This window comes from Rhizobium chutanense, from assembly GCF_002531935.1.
Taxonomy (GTDB): Bacteria; Pseudomonadota; Alphaproteobacteria; order Rhizobiales; family Rhizobiaceae; genus Rhizobium; species Rhizobium chutanense.
In genome coordinates, this window is sequence record NZ_NWSV01000004.1 from 406,856 (window position 1) to 427,284 (window position 20,429).

At 61.2% G+C, this 20,429-nt stretch carries 21 protein-coding genes and 2 pseudogenes; 14 read left to right on the plus strand and 9 right to left on the minus strand.

The features are described from left to right. Positions 1-4: 4 nt before the first annotated feature. The 3 genes and pseudogenes from CO666_RS34870 to CO666_RS09270 all read left to right on the plus strand — a co-directional run. A pseudogene (locus CO666_RS34870) lies at positions 5-373 on the plus strand (IS66 family transposase); the annotation flags it as partial. After that, a complete protein-coding gene (locus CO666_RS34875) occupies positions 309-851 on the plus strand; it encodes an IS66 family transposase (protein WP_280951791.1) in 543 nt (180 codons plus the stop codon). The pseudogene CO666_RS34870 and the gene CO666_RS34875, both read left to right, overlap by 65 nt. A gap of 101 nt (positions 852-952) precedes the next feature. Further along, on the plus strand, positions 953-1,333 hold the full coding sequence (locus CO666_RS09270; protein ID WP_097611749.1) for a hypothetical protein: 381 nt from the start codon (positions 953-955) through the stop codon (positions 1,331-1,333). 140 nt (positions 1,334-1,473) lie between these two features. Here CO666_RS09270 and CO666_RS09275 read toward each other — a convergent pair whose 3' ends face one another. Both CO666_RS09275 and CO666_RS09280 read right to left on the minus strand, forming a co-directional pair. Then, positions 1,474-2,019 carry a hypothetical protein gene (locus CO666_RS09275; RefSeq protein ID WP_097611750.1) on the minus strand — a complete coding sequence of 182 codons (546 nt, stop codon included), beginning with the start codon at positions 2,017-2,019 and terminating at the stop codon, positions 1,474-1,476. A gap of 76 nt (positions 2,020-2,095) precedes the next feature. Further along, positions 2,096-2,389, minus strand: a complete 294-nt coding sequence (locus CO666_RS09280; protein WP_143540277.1) for a hypothetical protein — start codon at positions 2,387-2,389, stop codon at positions 2,096-2,098. A 269-nt stretch (positions 2,390-2,658) separates the two neighbouring features. On the opposite strand from CO666_RS09280, the gene CO666_RS09285 reads away from it, so the two are divergent. Further along, positions 2,659-3,012 carry a hypothetical protein gene (locus tag CO666_RS09285; RefSeq protein ID WP_245436758.1) on the plus strand — a complete coding sequence of 118 codons (354 nt, stop codon included), beginning with the start codon at positions 2,659-2,661 and terminating at the stop codon, positions 3,010-3,012. A gap of 133 nt (positions 3,013-3,145) precedes the next feature. Here the strand turns inward: CO666_RS09285 and CO666_RS09290 are convergent, their stop codons facing one another. The 7 genes and pseudogenes from CO666_RS09290 to CO666_RS09320 form a co-directional block, all read right to left on the minus strand. Continuing rightward, complete coding sequence (locus CO666_RS09290; protein ID WP_097611753.1) at positions 3,146-3,691, minus strand: sarcosine oxidase subunit gamma family protein; 546 nt, start codon at positions 3,689-3,691, stop codon at positions 3,146-3,148. Then, a pseudogene (locus CO666_RS09295) lies at positions 3,684-4,343 on the minus strand (glycine cleavage T C-terminal barrel domain-containing protein); the annotation flags it as partial. The pseudogene CO666_RS09295 and the gene CO666_RS09290, both read right to left, overlap by 8 nt. Positions 4,344-5,660: 1,317 nt before the next feature. After that, on the minus strand, positions 5,661-5,912 hold the full coding sequence (locus CO666_RS09300; protein WP_097611754.1) for a hypothetical protein: 252 nt from the start codon (positions 5,910-5,912) through the stop codon (positions 5,661-5,663). Positions 5,913-6,008: 96 nt separating this feature from the next. Continuing rightward, positions 6,009-6,554, minus strand: coding sequence for a sarcosine oxidase subunit gamma (locus tag CO666_RS09305; protein WP_097611755.1), 546 nt, complete (start codon positions 6,552-6,554; stop codon positions 6,009-6,011). Then, on the minus strand, positions 6,547-9,504 hold the full coding sequence (locus CO666_RS09310) for a sarcosine oxidase subunit alpha family protein (RefSeq protein WP_097611756.1): 2,958 nt from the start codon (positions 9,502-9,504) through the stop codon (positions 6,547-6,549). The genes CO666_RS09305 and CO666_RS09310 overlap by 8 nt, the downstream gene beginning before the upstream one ends. Beyond that, the gene (locus CO666_RS09315) at positions 9,501-9,782 is read right to left on the minus strand and encodes a sarcosine oxidase subunit delta (protein ID WP_097611757.1); all 282 of its coding nucleotides are present in this window, start codon (positions 9,780-9,782) and stop codon (positions 9,501-9,503) included. The genes CO666_RS09310 and CO666_RS09315 overlap by 4 nt, the downstream gene beginning before the upstream one ends. A 12-nt stretch (positions 9,783-9,794) precedes the next feature. Further along, entirely contained in the window at positions 9,795-11,045 is a 1,251-nt protein-coding gene (locus CO666_RS09320) for a sarcosine oxidase subunit beta family protein (RefSeq protein ID WP_097611758.1), read from the minus strand. 86 nt (positions 11,046-11,131) lie between these two features. Here CO666_RS09320 and CO666_RS09325 point away from each other — a divergent pair, with 86 nt between their 5' ends. The 10 genes from CO666_RS09325 to minE all read left to right on the plus strand — a co-directional run bounded on the left by CO666_RS09325 (position 11,132) and on the right by minE (position 20,424). Next, complete coding sequence (locus tag CO666_RS09325) at positions 11,132-12,091, plus strand: GlxA family transcriptional regulator (RefSeq protein WP_097611759.1); 960 nt, start codon at positions 11,132-11,134, stop codon at positions 12,089-12,091. A 75-nt stretch (positions 12,092-12,166) separates the two neighbouring features. Then, entirely contained in the window at positions 12,167-12,844 is a 678-nt protein-coding gene (locus CO666_RS09330; protein WP_097611760.1) for a helix-turn-helix domain-containing protein, read from the plus strand. An 89-nt stretch (positions 12,845-12,933) separates the two neighbouring features. Beyond that, positions 12,934-13,839, plus strand: a complete 906-nt coding sequence (locus CO666_RS09335) for a class II glutamine amidotransferase (protein WP_097611761.1) — start codon at positions 12,934-12,936, stop codon at positions 13,837-13,839. A gap of 69 nt (positions 13,840-13,908) precedes the next feature. Continuing rightward, positions 13,909-14,595: a GltB/FmdC/FwdC-like GXGXG domain-containing protein gene (locus tag CO666_RS09340; protein WP_097611762.1), complete on the plus strand. Its 687-nt coding sequence runs from the start codon at positions 13,909-13,911 to the stop codon at positions 14,593-14,595. A gap of 14 nt (positions 14,596-14,609) precedes the next feature. Next, positions 14,610-15,938 (plus strand): FMN-binding glutamate synthase family protein, encoded by a 1,329-nt coding sequence (locus tag CO666_RS09345; RefSeq protein WP_097611763.1) that lies wholly within the window; start codon positions 14,610-14,612, stop codon positions 15,936-15,938. 80 nt (positions 15,939-16,018) lie between these two features. After that, positions 16,019-17,326, plus strand: a complete 1,308-nt coding sequence (gene glnT / locus CO666_RS09350; protein ID WP_097611764.1) for a type III glutamate--ammonia ligase — start codon at positions 16,019-16,021, stop codon at positions 17,324-17,326. Between the two features lie 95 nt (positions 17,327-17,421). After that, a complete protein-coding gene (purU, locus tag CO666_RS09355) occupies positions 17,422-18,306 on the plus strand; it encodes a formyltetrahydrofolate deformylase (protein WP_097611765.1) in 885 nt (294 codons plus the stop codon). Positions 18,307-18,548: 242 nt separating this feature from the next. Beyond that, complete coding sequence (gene minC / locus CO666_RS09360; protein ID WP_097611835.1) at positions 18,549-19,268, plus strand: septum site-determining protein MinC; 720 nt, start codon at positions 18,549-18,551, stop codon at positions 19,266-19,268. Between the two features lie 83 nt (positions 19,269-19,351). Further along, complete coding sequence (gene minD / locus CO666_RS09365; RefSeq protein WP_097611766.1) at positions 19,352-20,167, plus strand: septum site-determining protein MinD; 816 nt, start codon at positions 19,352-19,354, stop codon at positions 20,165-20,167. Continuing rightward, positions 20,164-20,424, plus strand: a complete 261-nt coding sequence (gene minE / locus CO666_RS09370; protein ID WP_097611767.1) for a cell division topological specificity factor MinE — start codon at positions 20,164-20,166, stop codon at positions 20,422-20,424. Before minD ends, minE begins: the two co-directional genes overlap by 4 nt. Positions 20,425-20,429 lie beyond the last annotated feature (5 nt).

Genomic DNA, 20,429 nt, shown 5'->3' on the forward strand with positions numbered 1-20,429 from the left:
TCATTTGAAGTCGTCGTCCAAGCTCTTTGCCGACGAGACGACGGCCCCAGTGCTCGACCCGGGGCGTGGCAAGACCAAAACCGGACAGCTCTGGGCCTATGCGCGGGACGACAGGCCATGGCAGGGCGACGACCCTCCCGGTGTGGCTTACGTCTATGCCCCGGACCGTAAAGGTGAGCGACCGATGGCCCATCTCGACGGCTTCGTCAGCATTCTGCAGGTCGACGGCTACAGTGGATATCGCCCGCTTCCAGCAAAGAACACCGTGTCACTGGCATTCTGCTGGTCTCACGTTCGCCGCCGCTTCTATGAACTCGCCGCCGCCGGTCCAGCACCCATTGCGAGCGAGGCGCTCAAACGCATCGCCGAACTTTACAAGGTTGAAGACGAGATACGTGGCCTCACATACGAGGAGCGTAGCGCCACGCGCCAAGAGAAGAGCCGACCGATCACAGATAGCCTCGCTCCCTGGCTGCGCGAACAACTCGGCCTCATCAGTCAAAAGACGAAGCTTCGCCGAAGCAATCCGCTATGCCCTATCACGCTGGGATGGCTTGACCCGCTTTATCGACGACGGCCGCATCGAGATCGACTCCAACGTCGTCGAACGATCCATCAGGCCAATTGCCCTCAATCGCAAGAATGCGCTGCGTGCGGGTTCCGACGCCGGGGCCGAGCACTGGGCGACCATCGCATCGCTCATCGAAACTGCCAAACTCAACGACGTCGAGCCGCTTGGCTATCTCACCGACGTCCTCACGAGGATCGTCAACGGGTATCCAAATAGCCAGATCGACGACCTGTTGCCGTGGGCCTACGTCACAAAGCGCGAACTCAAAGCCGTGGCCTGAGAACACCACTTACCAAGAAGCTTGACCCGGTGTGGTTAGGCCGATGGAACGCAGCGCAAGTTGAGCGCTACCGCAAAAAATCTGGCTCGCCGAAACCCCGGTTGACTGAGGAAGAGCGCAGGGCACGGCAGCAAGCCTACAGGGAAAGCTATGTAAGGCCCGAGCCCACAGCAGCGCAGCGGGCAAAGTGGTCGGAGAGAGCCGGGGCTCGGTGGGCAGAGTACTACGCCAACGAGACCCAAGAGCAACGAGAGGCCCGTCTAGCGGCCAAGGCAGTCTATAGGGAGACCGAGGTCCAACCGAAGGTCCGCGAAATAGTCGAGCACATTACGTACGATTTCGCGAAGGCCACATCGGAGACGGCTCGGCAGGATGTAGCGGACGAGTGGGCGGACACCGGCTTAAGTTGCTGGCTCACAACCAAGGCGCTCTGGTACTACGAGGTTTCCAAGCTAATGGCTAGGTACGGCTACGGAGATTAGACGCCACTATGTTTTCGGCAATAATCTTTTTCAGGGCATGATTAGATAGGCAAATGCGCCGCTTCCCCCCAAGGTACCTCCTTCTTTACAAGGGTGGCCGGGGCCGGCGAGCTGCCGCCAACTTCGCGAGCGAGGTCCGATCAGTTCAGGCTCAAGTCATGCGCGTACACCCCGAGACGCGTTCCCCAGCCGCGTACGAAGACGCCGGTGCCTGGTGACAGGCGTGATCTAATGTCATCAGGGACGTTGCACACTTGGCCGACAAGAAAAGGCGTGTCCTCCAACGTCACTGCAGAGTAGCAGTTCTTTCCCAAGCGATCGGCTAGTCCATGTACCGTGAAGGGAAGCGCAACTACATCGCCCGCGATCAGTGGGAGCAGCAACGGCCAAATGAACAGGATACTGCCTCCCATAAAATAACCCAAAAACGGGCCGACTATGACACCGAGGACGCGCTTCAGTTTGCTCATTCCAGCGCCACCTTTCCAAATAACCCAGACAAAAAGCGCGGCGGATAGGGAGCCCACAATGACACGTAGAGGATTGGTCCATGCCAACCACTCGGCAGATGGAATGAAATTGGAACCGATCACTACAGCCGACGAAACATAACCAAGCAAAAACCAGGAGCAAATAAAAATCGCGAAGGACACCCGCAATTTTTTCGGCTTAGTCGAACCTTTCATGAACGCCTCGTGAAATAATCTCAGTGAGATATTTATAATCTTCGCGCTCGCATTGAGAGTAAGCGGTGTTCCCGGGTCACGGTTTGACGCTGGCTTGGGTCTGACCGATACGAGCCGATTCATCGGCCCGTAACGCTTTCTTGATCTCGATAGCAGCATCAACGAAACTGTCGAACTCTTCTGCATCGAAAGGGTAATATTGATAGTTGCCCGATGCTTTAGAGGCTAACACCACATAGACGCCGCCGCTTCCGCTATCGCGTTTAATACGAAAGGATATAATGCAACTGCCGTTCATAATTTGAACGTCTGATTGTCGGATTATCTTTCCAGTCAGCACTCTCTTCAATGATTTAAACAGTCCCGCCATCTAACCCTTAGAACTCCAACAGCAACATAGTCAGACCTAGCTCGTTTCTCATTGGTATCATCGTGTACAGCGGAGCGAAAGCTTAGCGGTTTATCGCTGCGCTTTCATTTTACGATCAACGATCAACCGGCAGTCCGAAAGGTAGGGGTAAAACAGCGCTTACGCACCAGTACCACTTTCCCGATATTGGCGACCAAGAGATTGCCAGTTTGGACGTACCTTTTGCTTTTGTCTCAGTTTTCGACCACTGGTTGACGGAGGCGGAGTACTTGGCGACGAATTTGTTCACCTATAGAAATGCCTTTAAGGCCAATCAACTTCAGGATTATTTAGCGGGGGAAAGAAAATTTCTCGCGCTCTATAATCATCTCGGAAGCGCCGGCACCATCGTGAACTGTCCAGGAGTGCTTCGGTCCATAAATTCCGCTAGCTCCGAATTTCAACGAATATTGCGGCGTAGTCTGCGCGAGGCTCTGTTCATGGATATATATCTTGAGGGATATGGGGTGCGCATCCTCGGAAATTTTGACCGCACTGATGTAATTATCGCGGATACACGCAAGCAACTAGATGTGTTGGAAGCGGAAATCGCTAAATTCGGTCTTCATATGCTGCGTAAGTAACATAGGCTTGCAACCGCTTTTGGCGCATAGTTGCCGTCCTCGTCATGGCTCCGGCCCTCGACACTGTAAAAACCATCTTGGTCAAGGTGCGAGCGGAACAACGCTTACGATCTTTATGCCGGCACAGCTGCCCTCATGCGCCGTCCTTCTCAGCGCTCGCGGCCATATGCCTGAGTTCGTGCCAGAGGCTTTCGGCGAAGCTGCGCAGAACGGTGAGTTCGAAGCTGTCATCGCCGGTGCGGACGATCTGTACGGAGAGATGACCGATCATCGCCATAACCGAATGGCCTTCGGGGAAGACGGCGGGATCGAGGTCGACGGCGGTGCCTTTTGAGAGAAGCAGCCGTGAGGATCGGCCGGAGATGCCGATGCGCACGCGCCCGTGGCTCTGGTCCATGACGTAGGCCTTTCCCGCAAGCGCTGCTGCGAGAGCATCGAGGGTGGCGGGGACAGGCGGCTCGTCGCCGGCGACGAACCATTGGCGGAAGCCGGCCTTGCGGATCGAGCTGTTCGCAAATCCTGCCTTTGCCAATTCCGCAGCGAGCGCGGATGGTTCGATCGCGCCGAGCACATGCAGGAGATGGCCTTCCGGCAAGGCTTGCAGCCGGATGCCTGCCTCCGAGGTGCCGTTGTAAACCATCCCGGCCAGAACCGGCTTGTGCTGCGGAAGATCAGGCATGGAGCTTCTCGTTTTCGGGATCGATGAAGACGGGATGGCAGAGCACCGCATCGGTGAATTCATTGCGCAGGCCGTTCCAGACCGTCACCTTTTCGCCGACGCGCTCCGGCCCGCGCTTCACGAGCGCCAGGCCGATCGTATGGCCGAGCGTCGGCGAGAAGGCGCTCGATGTCACGTAGCCCTGGTCGTTTTCGAGCGTCGCCGCGGCGCCCTCGGCAAGGATATGCGAGCCGGTGCGGAAGCCGGTCGCCGGATTGAGCGGCTTGACGCCGACAAGGCGCGGGCGCTCGGGGTCCAGCAGGCCGTCGCGGGCGAGCATCGCCTTGCCGATGAAATCCGGCTTGGTTGATGAAACCATGCGGCCGAAACCGAGATCGCCTGGGGTGACCGTGCCGTTGATCTCGGCATGGGTGACATGGCCCTTCTCGATGCGCATGACGCCGAGCGCTTCCACGCCATAGGCACAAATGCCATGCTTCTCACCTGCCGCCATGATCGCGTCGGCAACGCCTTCGCCGTAACCGGCCGGCACCGCCAGCTCGTAGGCGAGTTCGCCGGAGAAGGAGATCCGGAAGAGCCGGCCTTCGAGCCGACCGCCGAAGAGCGAGACCTTGCGGGCGCTCATGAAGGGGAAGGCGGCATCCGACAGATCCCATCTCTTTCAGACCCCCACCATTTGCCGAATTTTGCGTTTAAGAGAACCAGGTTCTTTTCCAAACATGGTTCGCCCCGTTAAATAGCCGAAAACCTCATCAGATAACAAAGCAAATGAAACGTAAAACAATATAACAACAGGCGAAAATACAAGGAAAACACACGAATTCGCAAGCTCTGGCTCAATCGAAAACCCAGATGACAAGATTGTCCCAAATATAATAAGAGGGATCCAGGCAAATACGGAAATCAAAAGACCGGATATAATAGCATAAAATCCATATTTCTTTTCGTTTATCATAAGGATTTTTATCAAACTAAATAGATATTTTCGCATCCTTCGCCCTTTGCCTCGCCTTAGAAAAGGACTTATTTTTCACAATATTAAGTTTGCGGTTGAAGCCATGATCATTAGCGAGAAATGGCAACCTTAACTTAGATATAACTGACGACACTCAACCTTAATAAAATTAAAAAATTAAAACGGGCGAGAATAATTCAGAGAAACTGCACTCCTAAACTGGCGCTCAACGTCCAAAGAAATGGTATCCGCAATTTGTTAGCGTAAAGATTGCAGTTTTCTTCGATGGCTGAACTCCTGTCTCGATGTCAATGGGGTCTCCGCACGAAACGCATAAATATTAAAGTAAAAACGGTAAATCCGCATCTATTCCCGAAGACAGCCAGCGAGGTTGGTTATTGCAAATGCACCTCTGGTCGACTTGAGCGTCCCCTCATCGACACGAAGCATTCGACCGAAAACGTCAGCATGGCGAAAGCGACTGAGACGAGACAATGTCAGGCTTCTTGACACAAAACGGCGCTCGGACGAAGATGTTCTAATGCGGTCAAGGCCGACGGATCGGTGGAAAAGACGACCTTGCCTATAATGCGGATGGCAGCCTGGCCTTTCGCAACGTCGTCACCACCAGCGCCGATGGAAAAAGCGTTCAGACGCAGTTCGGCGACGACGGCAACGGCACCCTCGACCGCTCGCAGACCAATGTGCTCGCTGTCGATGCATCAGGCGCAAAGACGAAGACCGTCTCCAACTTCAATGCCGACAGATCGCTGAAGGATCGCACCACGACGGTCACCAGCGCCGATCACCTCACCCTAACGACGACGCGAGAAAATCTTGGCCTGTTATCTCTGATCCTCGACCCGACCAGTCTTCATATGTACAGAAGAGTCGACATAAACCTCGCGACCGCCATGATAGTAGTGATCCGCGGCGACGCGGGTGGGAGGGAGCGCAAGGGAAAGCGGCCGCGGGGCTCCCCTGGCCTTGGCGTAGTCGGGTCGACCCCAGCCGTCACAAGTCCCCGACGCCACAACACCAAAGCAAAAGCCCGGATGGCAAGTCGGGACCTGCATGGTCATATCGATCAACTGGCAATGCCGAGGCTTCGGGCAAGGCTCCCTGCCCGTAGGTGCGCAGCGAAACCGGAAGCCAGCCTTTGCCGGCCAGTTGCTTTTCGGCTTCGGCCACCGCCGCGAGCTTCGGGACCTTCTCAATGACCCACATCAACTGCGCCGCGCATGCTGCGAAAAATGCCTCTGCCATGGCACTTCTCCTTCCAAGGAGAAGTGAATCACAACTCAGCCGACACGCTTTAGCTAATTTCGGTCAGCGTCGATCTTTGTGCAGGCAGGGCTGCCCTCATACGCCGTCCTTCTCAGCGCTCGCCGCCATATGTGCGAGTTCGTGCCAGAGGCTTGCGGCAAAACTGCGCAGCACGGTGAGTTCGAAGCTGTCATCGCCGGTGCGGACGATCTGTACGGAGAGATGACCGATCATGGTCATAACAGAATGGCCCTCGGGGAAGACGGCGGGGTCGAGATCGACGGCGGTGCCTTTTGAGAGAAGCAGCCGCGAGGATCGGCCGGAGATGCCGATGCGCACGCGCCCGTGGCTCTGGTCGATGACGTAGGCCTTTCCCGCAAGCGCTGCTGCGAGAGCATCGAGGGTGGCGGGGACAGGCAGCTCGTCGCCGGCGACGAACCATTGGCGGAAGCCGGCCTTGCGGATCGAAGTTTTTGCAAAGCCGGCTTTCGCCAATTCCGCGGCGAGCGCGGATGGCTCGATCGCACCGAGCACATGCAGGAGATGGCCCTCCGGCAGGGCTTGCAGCCGGATGCCTGCCTCCGAGATGCCGGTATATTTAGTCCCGGCCAGAACCGGTTTCTGTTGCGGAAGGTCAGGCATGGAGCTTCTCGTTTTCGGGATCGATGAAGACGGGATGGCAGAGCACCGCATCGGTGAATTCGTTGCGCAGGCCGTTCCAGACCGTCACCTTTTCGCCGATGCGCTCCGGCCCGCGCTTGACGAGCGCCAGGCCGATCGTATGGCCGAGCGTCGGCGAGAAGGCGCTCGATGTGACGTAGCCCTGGTCGTTTTCGAGCGTCGCCGCAGCGCCCTCGGCAAGGATATGCGAGCCGGTGCGGAAGCTGGTCGCCGGATTGAGCGGCTTGACGCCGACGAGGCGCGGGCGCTCGGGGTCCTGCAGGCCGTCGCGGGCGAGCATCGCCTTGCCGATGAAATCCGGCTTGGTTGATGAAACCATGCGGCCGAAGCCGAGATCGCCTGGGGTGACCGTGCCGTTGATCTCGGCATGGGTGACGTGGCCCTTCTCGACGCGCATGACGCCGAGCGCTTCGACGCCATAGGCACAAATGCCATGTTTCGCGCCCGCCGCCATGATGGCGTCGGCGACGCCTTCGCCGTAACCGGCCGGCACCGCCAGCTCGTAGGCGAGTTCGCCGGAGAAGGAGATGCGGAAGAGCCGGCCTTCGAGCCGGCCGCCGAAGAGCGAGACCTTGCGGGCGCTCATGAAGGGGAAGGCGGCATCCGACAGGTCCTCGTCGACGATCTCGGAGAGAATGGCGCGCGACTTCGGCCCGGCAACGGCCATCTGAGCCCATTGATCGGTCGAGGAGGCGAAGCAGATGTCGAGCTCCGGCCAAAGCGTCTGGGCGCAGAATTCGAGATGGGTCAGCACGCCGGCGGCGAGTGCTGTTGTCGTCGTCATGAAGAAATGATCGTCGCTGAAGCGGCTGGTGGTGCCGTCGTCATAGATGAAGCCGTCCTCGCGCAGCATGATGCCGTAACGCGCTTTGCCCACTGCAAGTTTGGCGAAGCCGTTGCAATAGATGCGATCGAGGAAGGTCGCGGCATCCTTCCCGAAGATTTCGATCTTGCCGAGCGTCGAGACATCGCAGAGGCCGGCATTTTTGCGGATGTTCAACACTTCGCGGTCGACGCTTTCGCGCCACGTCGCCTCGCCGGCACGCGGGAACCAGGCGGAGCGATACCAGAGGCCAGTTTCGACGAAGACCGCGCCATTCTTCTCGGCCCAGCCGTGCAGCGGCGATTTGCGCGCCGGCTGGAAATCCTTGCCGCGCGATGCCCCGGTCAAAGCGCCGAAGGAGACCGGCGTATAGAAGGGCCGGAAGGTCGTCGTTCCCACCTCTGCGGGTGAGACGCCGCGTGCCTCGGCGAGGATGCCGATGGCGTTGATATTGGAAAGCTTGCCCTGGTCGGTCGCCATGCCTGATGTGGTGTAGCGCTTGGCGAGTTCGACATGGCCGTAGCCTTCGCGGACGGCGAGCCCAAGGTCTTTGAGATGAACGTCGTTCTGATAATCGACGAAAGCCTTGCCCTTCGAGCCCTTGACCGACCAGAGCGGCTTTGCGTGTGCAGCCGTCTCGGACGCCGCGGCAAAGGCCGGCTCCGCCGCTGCGAAGCCAATCGCCTTCAACGCGGCAGCTGCCTTTGCGGCGCCATCACCGAGGCAGGTCGCGGTTTGCCCGATGCCGGCAGCCGAACCGGCAACGGTCAGACCTTCCTGCTGGACAGGCGCCAGAAACGCCGAGGCCTCGTCCGACCATTGCGGTTTCGCACCGCGATGGCAGGCAAGGTGGATGATCGGGCTCCAGCCGCCCGACATGGCAAGCGCATCGGCTTCGATGCGGCGGGTGCCGCCGCTGGTTTCGACGCTGACGCCGCGCAGGCGCTTGCCGCCGAAGGCATCGATGACCCGGGCGCCCTTCAGCACCTCGGCGCGGCCCTGCCAGCCCTCGGCCGCGCCCGCACGGCTGTCGACGATCGCCGCGACGGCGAGGCCGGCGGCTTCAAGGTCGGCGGCGGTGCGGTATCCGGCATCATTGGTGGTGAAGATGACCGTGCTTCTGCCGGGCGCCACCGCCTGCCGGTTGAGATAGCTGCGCATGGCGCCTGCCATCATCACGCCGGGAATATCGTTGCCGCCGAAGACCAGCGGCCGCTCTTCGGCGCCGGTCGCAAGGATCGCCTGGCGGGCGACGATGCGCCACAGCCGTTCGACCGGACGATCCGGATCGGGCATCGCCACATGTTTCTGCACCCGTTCGACCGCGCCGAAGACATTGTCGTCATACCAGCCGAACACCGTCATGCGCGGCAGGCGGCGCACATTCTCCAGGCCCTCCAGCTCGGCCAGCAGCTCGCCGAGAAGGGCGTCCGCCGGCTTGCCGTCGACGGTGCCGGTTTCGGACAGCAGGCTGCCGCCGAGTTCGGCGCCCTCGTCGGCGAGGATGACGCGCGCGCCGGCGCGGCCGGCGGTCAGCGCTGCGGCAAGACCGGCAGGGCCGGCGCCGATAACCAGCAGATCGCAATGCGCCCAGCATTTTTCATAGGAATCGGGATCGGCTTCGTAGGAGGCTCGGCCGAGGCCCGCCGCCTTGCGGATCACCGGCTCGTAAAGCTTTTCCCAGAGGGCCGCCGGCCACATGAAGGTCTTGTAGTAGAAACCGGCGCTGAGGAAGGGCGACAGCAGCCCGTTGACCGCGCCGACATCGAAGCCGAGCGAGGGCCAGCGGTTCTGGCTCCTGGCCGTCAGCCCCTGATAAAGCTCGATCATCGTGGCGCGCGTATTCGCTTCGGTGCGCCCGCCGCTGCCCGTCGTCACCAGCGCGTTCGGTTCGGCGGCTCCCGCCGTCAGGATGCCGCGCGGGCGGTGATATTTGAAGCTGCGGCCGACGAGCTGGATACCGTTGGCCAGCAGCGCCGAGGCGAGCGTATCGCCCGGATGGCCTTCGAGCGGCCTGCCGTCGAAAGTGAAGCCGAGCGATGTGGTGCGGTCGATGCGGCCGCCGGAGGAAAGACGGAAGCTCGTCATGCCGGTTCTCCGCCGAGCTTGGCAAGGGCGGCATCCCGGACGTCGTAAACCGCATGGGTGACGGTGTCGCGCTCGACGATCAGCCAGCGGCGGCATCCGGAGGCGTGGTGCCAGTATTCACTGTGGCGGCCGCGCGGATTGTCACGGAGATAGACATAGTCGAACCAGGCATCCGCGCCGGCATCCGGCGCCGGCCGAACAAGCTTCGCATCGCCGCGGATCGAGAATTCTTCCTTCGGCCGGGCGCCGCAATGGGGACAGGAAATCAGGCTCGCCATGGTCGAATGTCCTCAGTGCAGATTGGGCTGGGCGCCAACGCCCTTTTCGTCGATCGGGTAGCCGCGCGCGAAACGGTCGAGCCGGAAGGCGCGGGCGGTCTGATGCGGCGTGTTGCGGGCGATCAGATGGGCGTAGCAGAAGCCGGAGGCGGGGGTCGCCTTGAAGCCGCCGTAACACCAGCCGCTATTGAGGTAGAGATTGTCGATATGGGTGCGGTCGATGATCGGCGAGCCGTCCATGCTCATATCCATCACCCCGCCCCAGGAGCGGAGATAACGCACGCGCGACAGCGACGGGATCATCGCCACACCGGCTTCGGCGACATGCTCGACGCAAGCGAGATTGCCGCGCTGGGCATAGGAATTATAGCCGTCGATATCGCCGCCGAAGACGAGGCCGCCCTTGTCCGACTGGGACACGTAGAAATGCCCGGCGCCGAAGGTGACGACATTGTCGATGAAGGGTTTCAGCCCTTCGGAGACGAAGGCCTGCAGCACATGGCTTTCGATCGGCAGCCGCAGGCCGGCCATATCGGCGACGACGGTGGAATTGCCGGCCGCCGCCAGCGCCAGCTTGCCGCAGCCCATGAAGCCCCTGCTGGTCTCGACGCCGGTCACCTTCCCGTTTTCGCGGCGAATGCCGGTCACCTCGCACTGGGTGATGATGTCGACGCCGCGGCTGTCTGCGCCGCGGGCATAACCCCAGGCGACGGCATCATGGCGCACCGTGCCGCCGCGCGGCTGGAACAGGCCGCCCATAATGGGGAAACGGGCATTGTCGAAATCGAGGAAGGGAAGCTTCTTGCGCACCGCCTGCCGGTCGAGCAGCTCGGCATCGACCCCGTGCAGCCGCATGGCGTTGCCGCGGCGCGTATAGGCGTCGCGCTGGGCATCGGAATGGAAGAGGTTGAGCACGCCGCGCTGCGAGACCATGGCGTTGAAATTGAAGTCCTGCTCCAGCCCTTCCCAGAGCTTCATCGACAGCTCGTAGAAGGGATTATTGCCCGGCAGCAGGTAGTTCGAACGGATGATCGTCGTGTTCCTGCCGATATTGCCGGAGCCGAGATAGCCCTTTTCGAGGACGGCGACATTGGTGACGCCGAACTCCTTGGCGAGATAATAGGCGGTGGCCAGACCATGACCGCCGCCGCCGACGATGACGACGTCGTAATGCGGCTTCGGCGCCGGATCGCGCCAGGCAGGCGCCCAGGCCTTGTTGCCGCGAAGGCCGTTCAGGAAAATCGAAAGAGCGGAATAGCGCATGAGTCACCCGGAAAGAACAGGGGCATGATGCCAGAAAGAAGCGGACTGACTTGCACATTAAGGACATGACTCGCTAAGAAAGAGACATGTCCTCACTTGATAGCAGAAATGTCCTGACGATCGGCTTCATCCTCATCCCGGGATTTGCGCTGATGTCCTATGCCTCGGCGACGGAGCCGCTCAGGGCGGCGAATCTGCTGGCCGGGCGCGAGATCTATCGGCTGCGGATCTTCTCGCCGGATGGCGCGCCGGCGCTTTCCTCTTCGGGCGTCAGCGTCCCCGCCGAACCTCTGCCCGTCAGGGGCTCGGGGCTTGGAACGGCTTTCGTCTGCGCCGGCGGCTTGCCGCGCGACTGGCGATATCCAGGCGTGCTTGCCTGCTTGCGGCAGCTGTCGCGCGAAGGCGTGCGGATCGGCGGCATTTCGGGCGGTCCCTATCTGATGGCTGCCGCCGGGCTGCTTGATAGTCGCGACTTCACCATTCACTGGGAGCATGCGGCCGCCCTTCTCGAAGCCTTCCCGGAGCTCACGCCGCGCCAGGCGCGCTTCATGATCGACGGCAACCGGATCACCTGCGGCGGCGGCATCGCGCCGCTCGACATGATGCATGTGCTGATCGCCGAGCGCATGGGGCCGGATTTCGCCCGCCGGGTCAGCGACTGGTATCTTCATACGGAGGTCAACGAGCCTGCGGCGCCCCAGCGCGCCTCGCTCGCCGAACGTTACGGCGTCCATCATCCCGGCCTGCTCAGCGTGCTCGAACGGATGGAGGAGACGATCGAGATGCCGCTCGAGCGTGCCGCCATGGCGCGCATCGCCGGCGTCACCGCCCGCCATCTCGACCGGCTCTTTGCCGCCCATCTCGGCACCACCTTCCTCGATCAGTACCGCAGGATCAGGCTGCAGCATGCCCATCGCCTGCTGAAACAGAGCCCGCTTTCCGTCTCGGAGATCGCGGTCGCCACCGGTTTTTCCAGCCTGAGCCACTTTTCCCGCATGTTCCGAGCCGTCTACGGCATCGCGCCGCGCGCGGCGCGGCGGGAATGACTTTCTTCACGGTTGAGGAAATTTCACTATCACGATAGGATTGCCGCTCGGTAGGATAAGGCGGCAGGGGAATCCATGAAATCAAAGCTTCAAGAGCAAGCCGAACAGGCGCATGGCGGACGCACGCCCTTTTCCCAGGACCCGCACGCCGTTCGGGAACCGAAGGAAAACAACCTCGAAATGGCGATCGGCCACGAGGTGCGCGCCTACCGCAAGAAACTCGGCATCACCGTCACCGATCTCGCGGCCGCGACCGGCATTTCGCTCGGCATGCTGTCGAAGATCGAGAACGGCAATATCTCGCCGTCGCTGACGACGCTGCAATCGCTGTCGCGGGCGCTCGGCGTGCCGCTGACGTCCTTCTTCCGCCGCTTCGAGGAACCGCGCAATGCCGTCTTCGTCAAGGCGGGCCAGGGCGTCCAGCTCGAACGGCGCGGCACGCGCGCCGGCCACCAATATAATCTGCTCGGCCATATCGACAACAATACCAGCGGCGTCATCGTCGAGCCCTATCTGATCACGCTGACGGCCGATTCCGACATCTTCCCGACCTTCCAGCACGAGGGCATGGAGTTTCTCTATATGCTCGAGGGCGAGGTCATTTACCGCCACGGCGACCAGCTTTTCCATATGCAGCCGGGCGACAGCCTGTTCTTCGACGCCGATGCGCCGCATGGGCCGGAACAGCTGGTGAAACTGCCGAGCAAATACCTCTCGATCATTAGTTATCCCCAGCAGACCTCACGCGGCTGACTTGCCTTAGAAGAAAACTTTATTCTTCCCAGTTGATGTTCTGAATTAGACCTGCTAGTCCTTTCTCAACATGAAAGGAGGCACAGGCTATGTGCGGCATTGTTGGACTGTTCCTCAAGGACAAGAGCCTTGAACCTCAGCTGGGAAATCTGCTCTCGGATATGCTGATCACCATGACCGATCGCGGACCGGATTCGGCCGGCATTGCGATCTATGGCGGCACGGCCGAGGGCCGGGCGAAGATCACCATCCAGTCCGCCAACCCCAGCGCCGACTTCGACGGGCTTGCCAGCGACCTCGAGAAGGCCGGCATTAAAGCCCACGTGTGGGTCAAGAGCACGCATGCGGTCATCGAACTCGATGCTTCCAAGCTTGCAGAGGTGCGCGAGACACTCGAACGGATCCGCCCAGCCGTCCGCCTGATGGGCTCGGGCGAAAGCGTCGAGATCTACAAGGAAATCGGTCTTCCCAAGGACGTCGTGGCGCGCTTCGGCGTCCGCGCGATGAGCGGAACCCACGGCATCGGCCATACCCGCATGGCCACGGAATCCGCCGTTACCACGCTCGGCGCCCATCCGTTCTCGACCGGCGCCGACCAGTGCCTCGTGCACAACGGCTCGCTGTCCAACCACAACAACCTGCGCCGCGAACTGGTGCGCGAAGGCATGACCTTCGAGACGCAGAACGATTCCGAAGTCGCCGCCGCTTATCTCACCGCCGAAATGGCCAAGGGCAAGGATCTCGGCCAAGCGCTGACCGGCGCGCTCGACGATCTCGACGGCTTCTTCACCTTCGTCGTCGGCACCAAGTCCGGCTTCGGCGTGGTGCGCGACCCGATCGCCTGCAAGCCCGCCGTCATGGCCGAGACCGAGCAATATGTCGCCTTCGGTTCGGAATACCGCGCGCTGGTCAACCTTCCCGGCATCGAGAATGCCCGTGTCTGGGAGCCGGAACCGGCCACCGTCTACTTCTGGGATCACGACAAGGCCGCCTGAGGGGCGCCTGAAGGCCGAGAGCCGGCGCGGGCCGTCTCCCAGATCAACGAGGATTCCAACGAGGAATAAATGCCCATATTCGATCTTTCCAACACCCCTCTTCGCGAACTGAACAGCGCGCTGCACACCCTTTCCCAAGGGGCCAACGACACGGAATTCGAAGTCATCAACCCGCGCGGCAGCCATGCCGTTGCCGTCGGCATCGACAGCCCCGTCACGGTCGCCGTCAGGGGATCGGTCGGCTATTACTGCGCCGGCATGAATGACGGCGGCAGGGTGACGGTTCATGGTTCGGCCGGTCCCGGCGTTGCCGAAAACATGATGTCCGGCACCGTCGTCATCGAGGGCGATGCCAGCCAATATGCCGGCGCCACCGGCCGCGGCGGCCTGCTCGTCATCAAGGGCAATGCGGCCTCGCGCTGCGGCATTTCGATGAAGGGCATCGACATCGTCGTTCATGGCAGCATCGGCCACATGTCGGCCTTCATGGGCCAGTCCGGCCATCTCGTCGTGCTCGGCGACGCCGGCGATGCGCTGGGGGATTCGCTCTACGAAGCCAAGCTGTTCGTCCGCGGCGAGGTCAAGAGCCTCGGTTCCGACTGCATCGAGAAAGAGATGCGGCCGGAGCATCTGGACAAGCTTGCCGAACTGCTCGAGCGCGCCGGGGTGACGGGCGTCAGGCCCGAAGAGTTCAAGCGCTACGGCTCGGCCCGCAAGCTCTACAATTTCAACATCGACAACGCCGACGCGTATTGAGGCGAGGGACATCCATGAGCTATCACAACCCCTACACCCCGCCGCGCAAATCCGCGACGTTCGATGACTATACGCTCGCCGAAATCCGCCGTGCGGCTGCGACCGGTATCTATGACATTCGCGGCGCCGGCACCAAGCGCAAGGTTCCGCATTTCGACGACCTGCTGTTTCTCGGCGCCTCGATCTCGCGTTATCCGCTCGAAGGCTACCGTGAGAAATGCGACACATCAGTGGTGCTCGGCTCCCGTTTCGCCAAGAAACCGATCACGCTGAAGACGCCGATCACCATTGCCGGCATGAGCTTCGGCGCGCTGTCCGGCAATGCCAAGGAAGCGCTCGGCCGCGGGGCAACAATCGCCGGCACCTCGACCACCACAGGCGACGGCGGCATGACGGATGAGGAACGCGGCCATTCGCAGACGCTGGTCTACCAATATCTGCCGTCGCGCTACGGCATGAATCCGAAGGACCTGCGCCGCGCCGATGCAATCGAAGTCGTGGTCGGCCAGGGCGCCAAGCCCGGCGGCGGCGGCATGCTGCTCGGCCAGAAGATCTCCGACCGCGTCGCCAATATGCGCAATCTGCCGAAGGGCATCGACCAGCGCTCGGCCTGCCGCCATCCGGACTGGACCGGTCCCGACGATCTGGAAATCAAGATCATGGAGCTGCGCGAGATCACCGACTGGGAAAAGCCGATCTACGTCAAGGTCGGCGGTGCGCGTCCCTATTACGACACCGCTCTTGCGGTGAAGGCCGGCGCCGACGTCGTCGTGCTCGACGGCATGCAGGGCGGCACGGCGGCGACGCAGGACGTCTTCATCGAGAATGTCGGCATGCCGACACTTGCCTGCATTCGTCCGGCCGTCCAGGCGCTGCAGGATCTCGGCATGCACCGCAAGGTACAGCTGATCGTTTCCGGCGGCATCCGCTCGGGCGCCGACGTTGCCAAGGCGCTGGCGCTCGGCGCCGACGCGGTGGCGATCGGCACGGCGGCGCTCGTCGCCATCGGCGACAACGATCCGCACTGGGAAGAGGAATATCAGAAGCTCGGCACCACGGCCGGCGCTTATGACGACTGGCATGAAGGCAAGGATCCGGCCGGCATCACCACCCAGGATCCGGAGCTGGCAAAACGCCTCGACCCGGTTGCGGCCGGCCGCCGCCTCGCCAACTACCTCAAGGTGATGACGCTCGAGGCGCAGACGATCGCGCGTGCCTGCGGCAAGAACCACCTGCACAACCTCGAGCCGGAAGACCTCGTTGCACTGACGATCGAGGCATCGGCCATGGCGCAGGTGCCGCTCGCCGGCACCAACTGGATTCCCGGCAAGGGAGGCTTCTGATTTCTACCGGCCGGGCAAACGTCCCGGCCGTCTCACATCCATAACCTAAGTGTCTCCAAGAAATCCAAAGGGGAACGAGAATGACACTGGATCTTGCTGCTTTTGCCAGAGACAAAGGCATCAAATATTTCATGATCAGCTACACGGACCTGTTCGGCGGTCAACGCGCCAAACTGGTCCCGGCTGAAGCCATTGCCGACATGCAGAAGGATGGCGCCGGTTTCGCGGGCTTCGCGACCTGGCTCGATCTGACGCCGGCCCATCCCGACCTGTTTGCAGTTCCCGATGCTTCCTCCGTCATCCAGCTCCCATGGAAGAAGGACGTCGCATGGGTTGCGGCCGACTGCGTCATGGACGATCAGCCCGTCGAACAGGCGCCGCGCGTGCTGCTGAAAAGACTGGTCGCCGAAGCTGCAAAAGAAGGGCTCCGGGTAAAAACCGGCGTCGAGCCCGAGTTCTTTCTCATCTCTTCCGACGGCTCGGTGATTTCAGATGAGTTCGATACCGCCGAGAAGCCTTGCTACGATCAGCAGGCGGTGATGCGCCGCTACGATGTCATCGCCGAGATTTGCGATTATATGCTCGAGCTCGGCTGGAAGCCCTATCAAAACGACCATGAGGATGCGAACGGCCAGTTCGAGATGAACTGGGAATATGACGACGCGCTGCAGACGGCGGACAAGCACTCCTTCTTCAAGTTCATGGTCAAGTCGGTCGCCGAAAAGCACGGCCTTCGCGCCACCTTCATGCCGAAGCCGTTCAAGGGCCTGACCGGAAACGGCTGCCATGCCCACATCTCGGTCTGGGATATCGACGGCAAGGTCAACGCCTTTGCCGACAAGGAAATGGCCTTCGGGCTCTCCGCCCAGGGTAAAACCTTCCTCGGCGGCATCATGAAACACGCCTCGGCGCTGGCCGCGATCACCAATCCGACGGTCAATTCCTACAAGCGCATCAACGCGCCGCGCACGACATCGGGCGCCACCTGGTCGCCGAACACCGTGACCTGGACCGGCAACAACCGCACCCACATGGTGCGCGTGCCGGGGCCGGGACGTTTCGAGCTGCGCCTGCCGGACGGAGCGGTCAACCCCTACCTCTTACAGGCGATCATCATTGCCGCCGGCCTCGACGGTATCCGCAGCCAGGCAGACCCCGGCCCGCACTACGATATCGACATGTATGCCGAGGGGCATCTGGTGAAGGATGCGCCGCGCCTGCCGCTCAACCTGCTCGATGCGCTGCGCGCCTATGATGCCGACGAGGGCCTGAAGCAGGCGATCGGGGCCGAGTTTTCGGCCGCCTATCTCAAGCTCAAGCATCGGGAATGGAATGCCTACTGCTCGCATTTCACCCAGTGGGAACGCGACAGCACGCTCGACATCTGAGAAGCGGGCAGACCTCTGCAGCGACAGGCCGGTCACGCCGACAGTTTCGGCGTGACCAGGCCCTCTGCGCTTGAAACGGCGAAGGAAGAGACAGCATGAAGAACGTCGTACTCACCGTATCCTGCAAATCGACGCGCGGCATCGTGGCGGCGATTTCGAGCTATCTGGCCGAGAAGGGCTGCAACATCATCGACTCCAGCCAGTTCGACGATCTCGATACCGGCAAGTTCTTCATGCGCGTCAGCTTCATTTCCGAAGAAGGCCTGTCCGGCACCGAGATCGGCGCCGATTTCGTCCCCGTCGCCGCGCCCTTCGCAATGGAGTACGAATTCCACGACAGCGAGAAGCGCATGAAGGTGCTGCTGATGGTGTCGCGCTTCGGCCATTGTCTCAACGACCTGCTCTACCGCTGGAAGATCGGCGCGCTGCCGATCGACATCGTCGGCGTCGTCTCCAACCATTTCGATTACCAGAAGGTCGTGGTCAATCACGACATCCCCTTCCACCACATCAAGGTGACGAAGGAGAACAAGCCCCAGGCGGAAGGCCAGCTCGTCGAGCTCGTCAACCAGACCGGCACCGAGCTGATCGTGCTCGCCCGCTACATGCAGGTCCTCTCCGACCAGCTCTGCAAGCAGATGTCGGGCAAGATCATCAACATCCATCACTCCTTCCTGCCGAGCTTCAAGGGCGCCAACCCTTACAAGCAGGCCTACCAGCGCGGCGTCAAGCTGATCGGGGCGACGGCGCATTACGTCACCGCCGATCTCGACGAAGGCCCGATCATCGAGCAGGACACGGCGCGCATCACCCATGCGCAGTCGCCGGACGACTATGTCTCGATCGGCCGCGATGTCGAAAGCCAGGTGCTGGCGCGCGCCATCCACGCCCACATCCATCACCGCACCTTCATCAACGGCAACCGCACCGTCGTCTTCCCGGCCAGCCCCGGAAGCTACGCCTCCGAACGCATGGGTTGAGTCGGGTCTCTGAGATCACCGCAGAACTTCGATTGTTTCGCCGATCGGTCATCCACGACCGCGGCCTTTACTCCGGTCATATATGAGGAAGATTCACTCTTTCCGGAAAGGTGAATATTTTCCGTTGCTTGCTTGCGTTTCCCCGCGGTGTCGAGCCACATTACGTTAGGGAATATCTGGGCCGCGTTAACTTTTTGTTAACCATGTCGGCGCTACACATGGTCAACGATTTCTTCACACAGATGACCAAAGTGCTAACAGACGCTCGCTCTATCCGCATCAAGGGCCGCTCTTTCCTGGCCGTCATGTTGTCCCCGGACCTTCCTTTCGACGATTGGTTGGCGAGGCTGGACGATCTGGCCGCACGTTCGGCCGGCTTCTTCCTCGGACGGCCTGTCGTGCTCGACCTGACGGACCTGCAAATCGACCGGCCGCAGCTGAAGGAGCTGATCGCCGAACTTGCCAAGCGCAATGTCAGCATCATGGGCATCGAAGGCGCGCGGCCGTCGATCCTCGGCTCGGGCATGCCACCGGCCCTCAAAGGCGGCCGGTCGGTTTCCGATATCGAGGTTCCCGCCAAGGAGACGGCCGATCCGCCGGCCAGACCGGCGATGGCCGAGCCCCGTCCTGCGACGCAATCGATCGTCATCCGGGAACCTGTACGTTCGGGACAGTCGGTGATCTTTCCGGAAGGTGACGTCACCATCATCGGATCGGTCGCTTCCGGCGCCGAGGTGATCGCGGGCGGATCGGTCCATATTTACGGCGCGCTGCGCGGCCGGGCCATGGCCGGTTCCATCGGCAACGCCTCGGCGCAGATCTTTTGCCGCAAGCTCGAGGCCGAGCTGGTGGCGATCGACGGCATCTACAAAATGGCGGAAGACATGGCCCCCAATCTTCGCGGACAGGCTGTTCAGCTCTGGCTCGAAGACGACGCGATCATGGCGGAAAAATTGATCTGACCGCAGCGCCGCGCCTCTCTTCGAGGGGCGCAAGGGATGCTGCAACACTTTGAATTACTAGGGCCGCGACAAAGGAGAGAGACATGGGGAAAGTGATCGTCGTCACGTCAGGCAAGGGCGGGGTCGGAAAGACGACCTCGACCGCCGCATTGGGAGCGGCGCTGGCGCAACGCAATGAAAAAGTCGTCGTCGTCGATTTCGATGTCGGCCTGCGCAACCTTGACCTCGTGATGGGCGCCGAGCGCCGGGTCGTCTACGACCTGATCAACGTCATCCAGGGCGACGCCAAGCTTCCCCAGGCGCTGATCCGCGACAAGCGCTTGGAAACGCTATTCCTGCTGCCGGCTTCGCAGACGCGCGACAAGGACAATCTGACGGCCGAAGGCGTCGAGCGCGTCATCAACGACCTGAAGCGCTATTTCGACTGGATCATCTGCGACAGCCCGGCCGGGATCGAACGCGGCGCGACGCTTGCCATGCGCCATGCTGATGTTGCCGTCGTCGTCACCAATCCGGAAGTCTCGTCGGTACGCGATTCCGACCGCATCATCGGCCTGCTCGATGCCAAGACGGCCAAGGCCGAACGCGGCGAGCGGATGGAAAAGCACCTGCTGCTGACCCGCTACGACGCCAACCGCGCCGAACGCGGCGACATGCTGAAGGTCGACGACGTGCTGGAAATCCTGTCCATCCCGCTGCTCGGCATCGTGCCCGAAAGTATGGATGTGCTGCGCGCCTCCAATATCGGTGCCCCGGTCACGCTGGCAGAAAGCAAAAGCCCGGCCGCCATGGCCTATTTCGATGCCGCCCGCCGGCTCGCCGGCGAGGTTCTGCCGATCGCGATCCCGGAGGAAAAGCGGAACATTTTCGGTAAGATCTTCGGACGGAGGGCAGCATGAATATTTTCCGTCTGTTCCACAAGCAGAGGACCGCACCGGCGGCCCGCGAACGCCTGCAGGTGCTGCTGGCCCACGAGCGCTCCTCGGCCGGCTCCGACCTGGTGTCGGTGCTGCGCGAGGAAATCCTTGCCGTCATCGCCAAGCACGTCGAACTCGACCACGACAAGGTGCAGGTGACGATCGACCGCAACGAATTCGTCTCGACCCTGGAGATCGATGTCGAAATTCCGCTGAATGCGGCCGTCCAGGCCGCTTGAAAGAC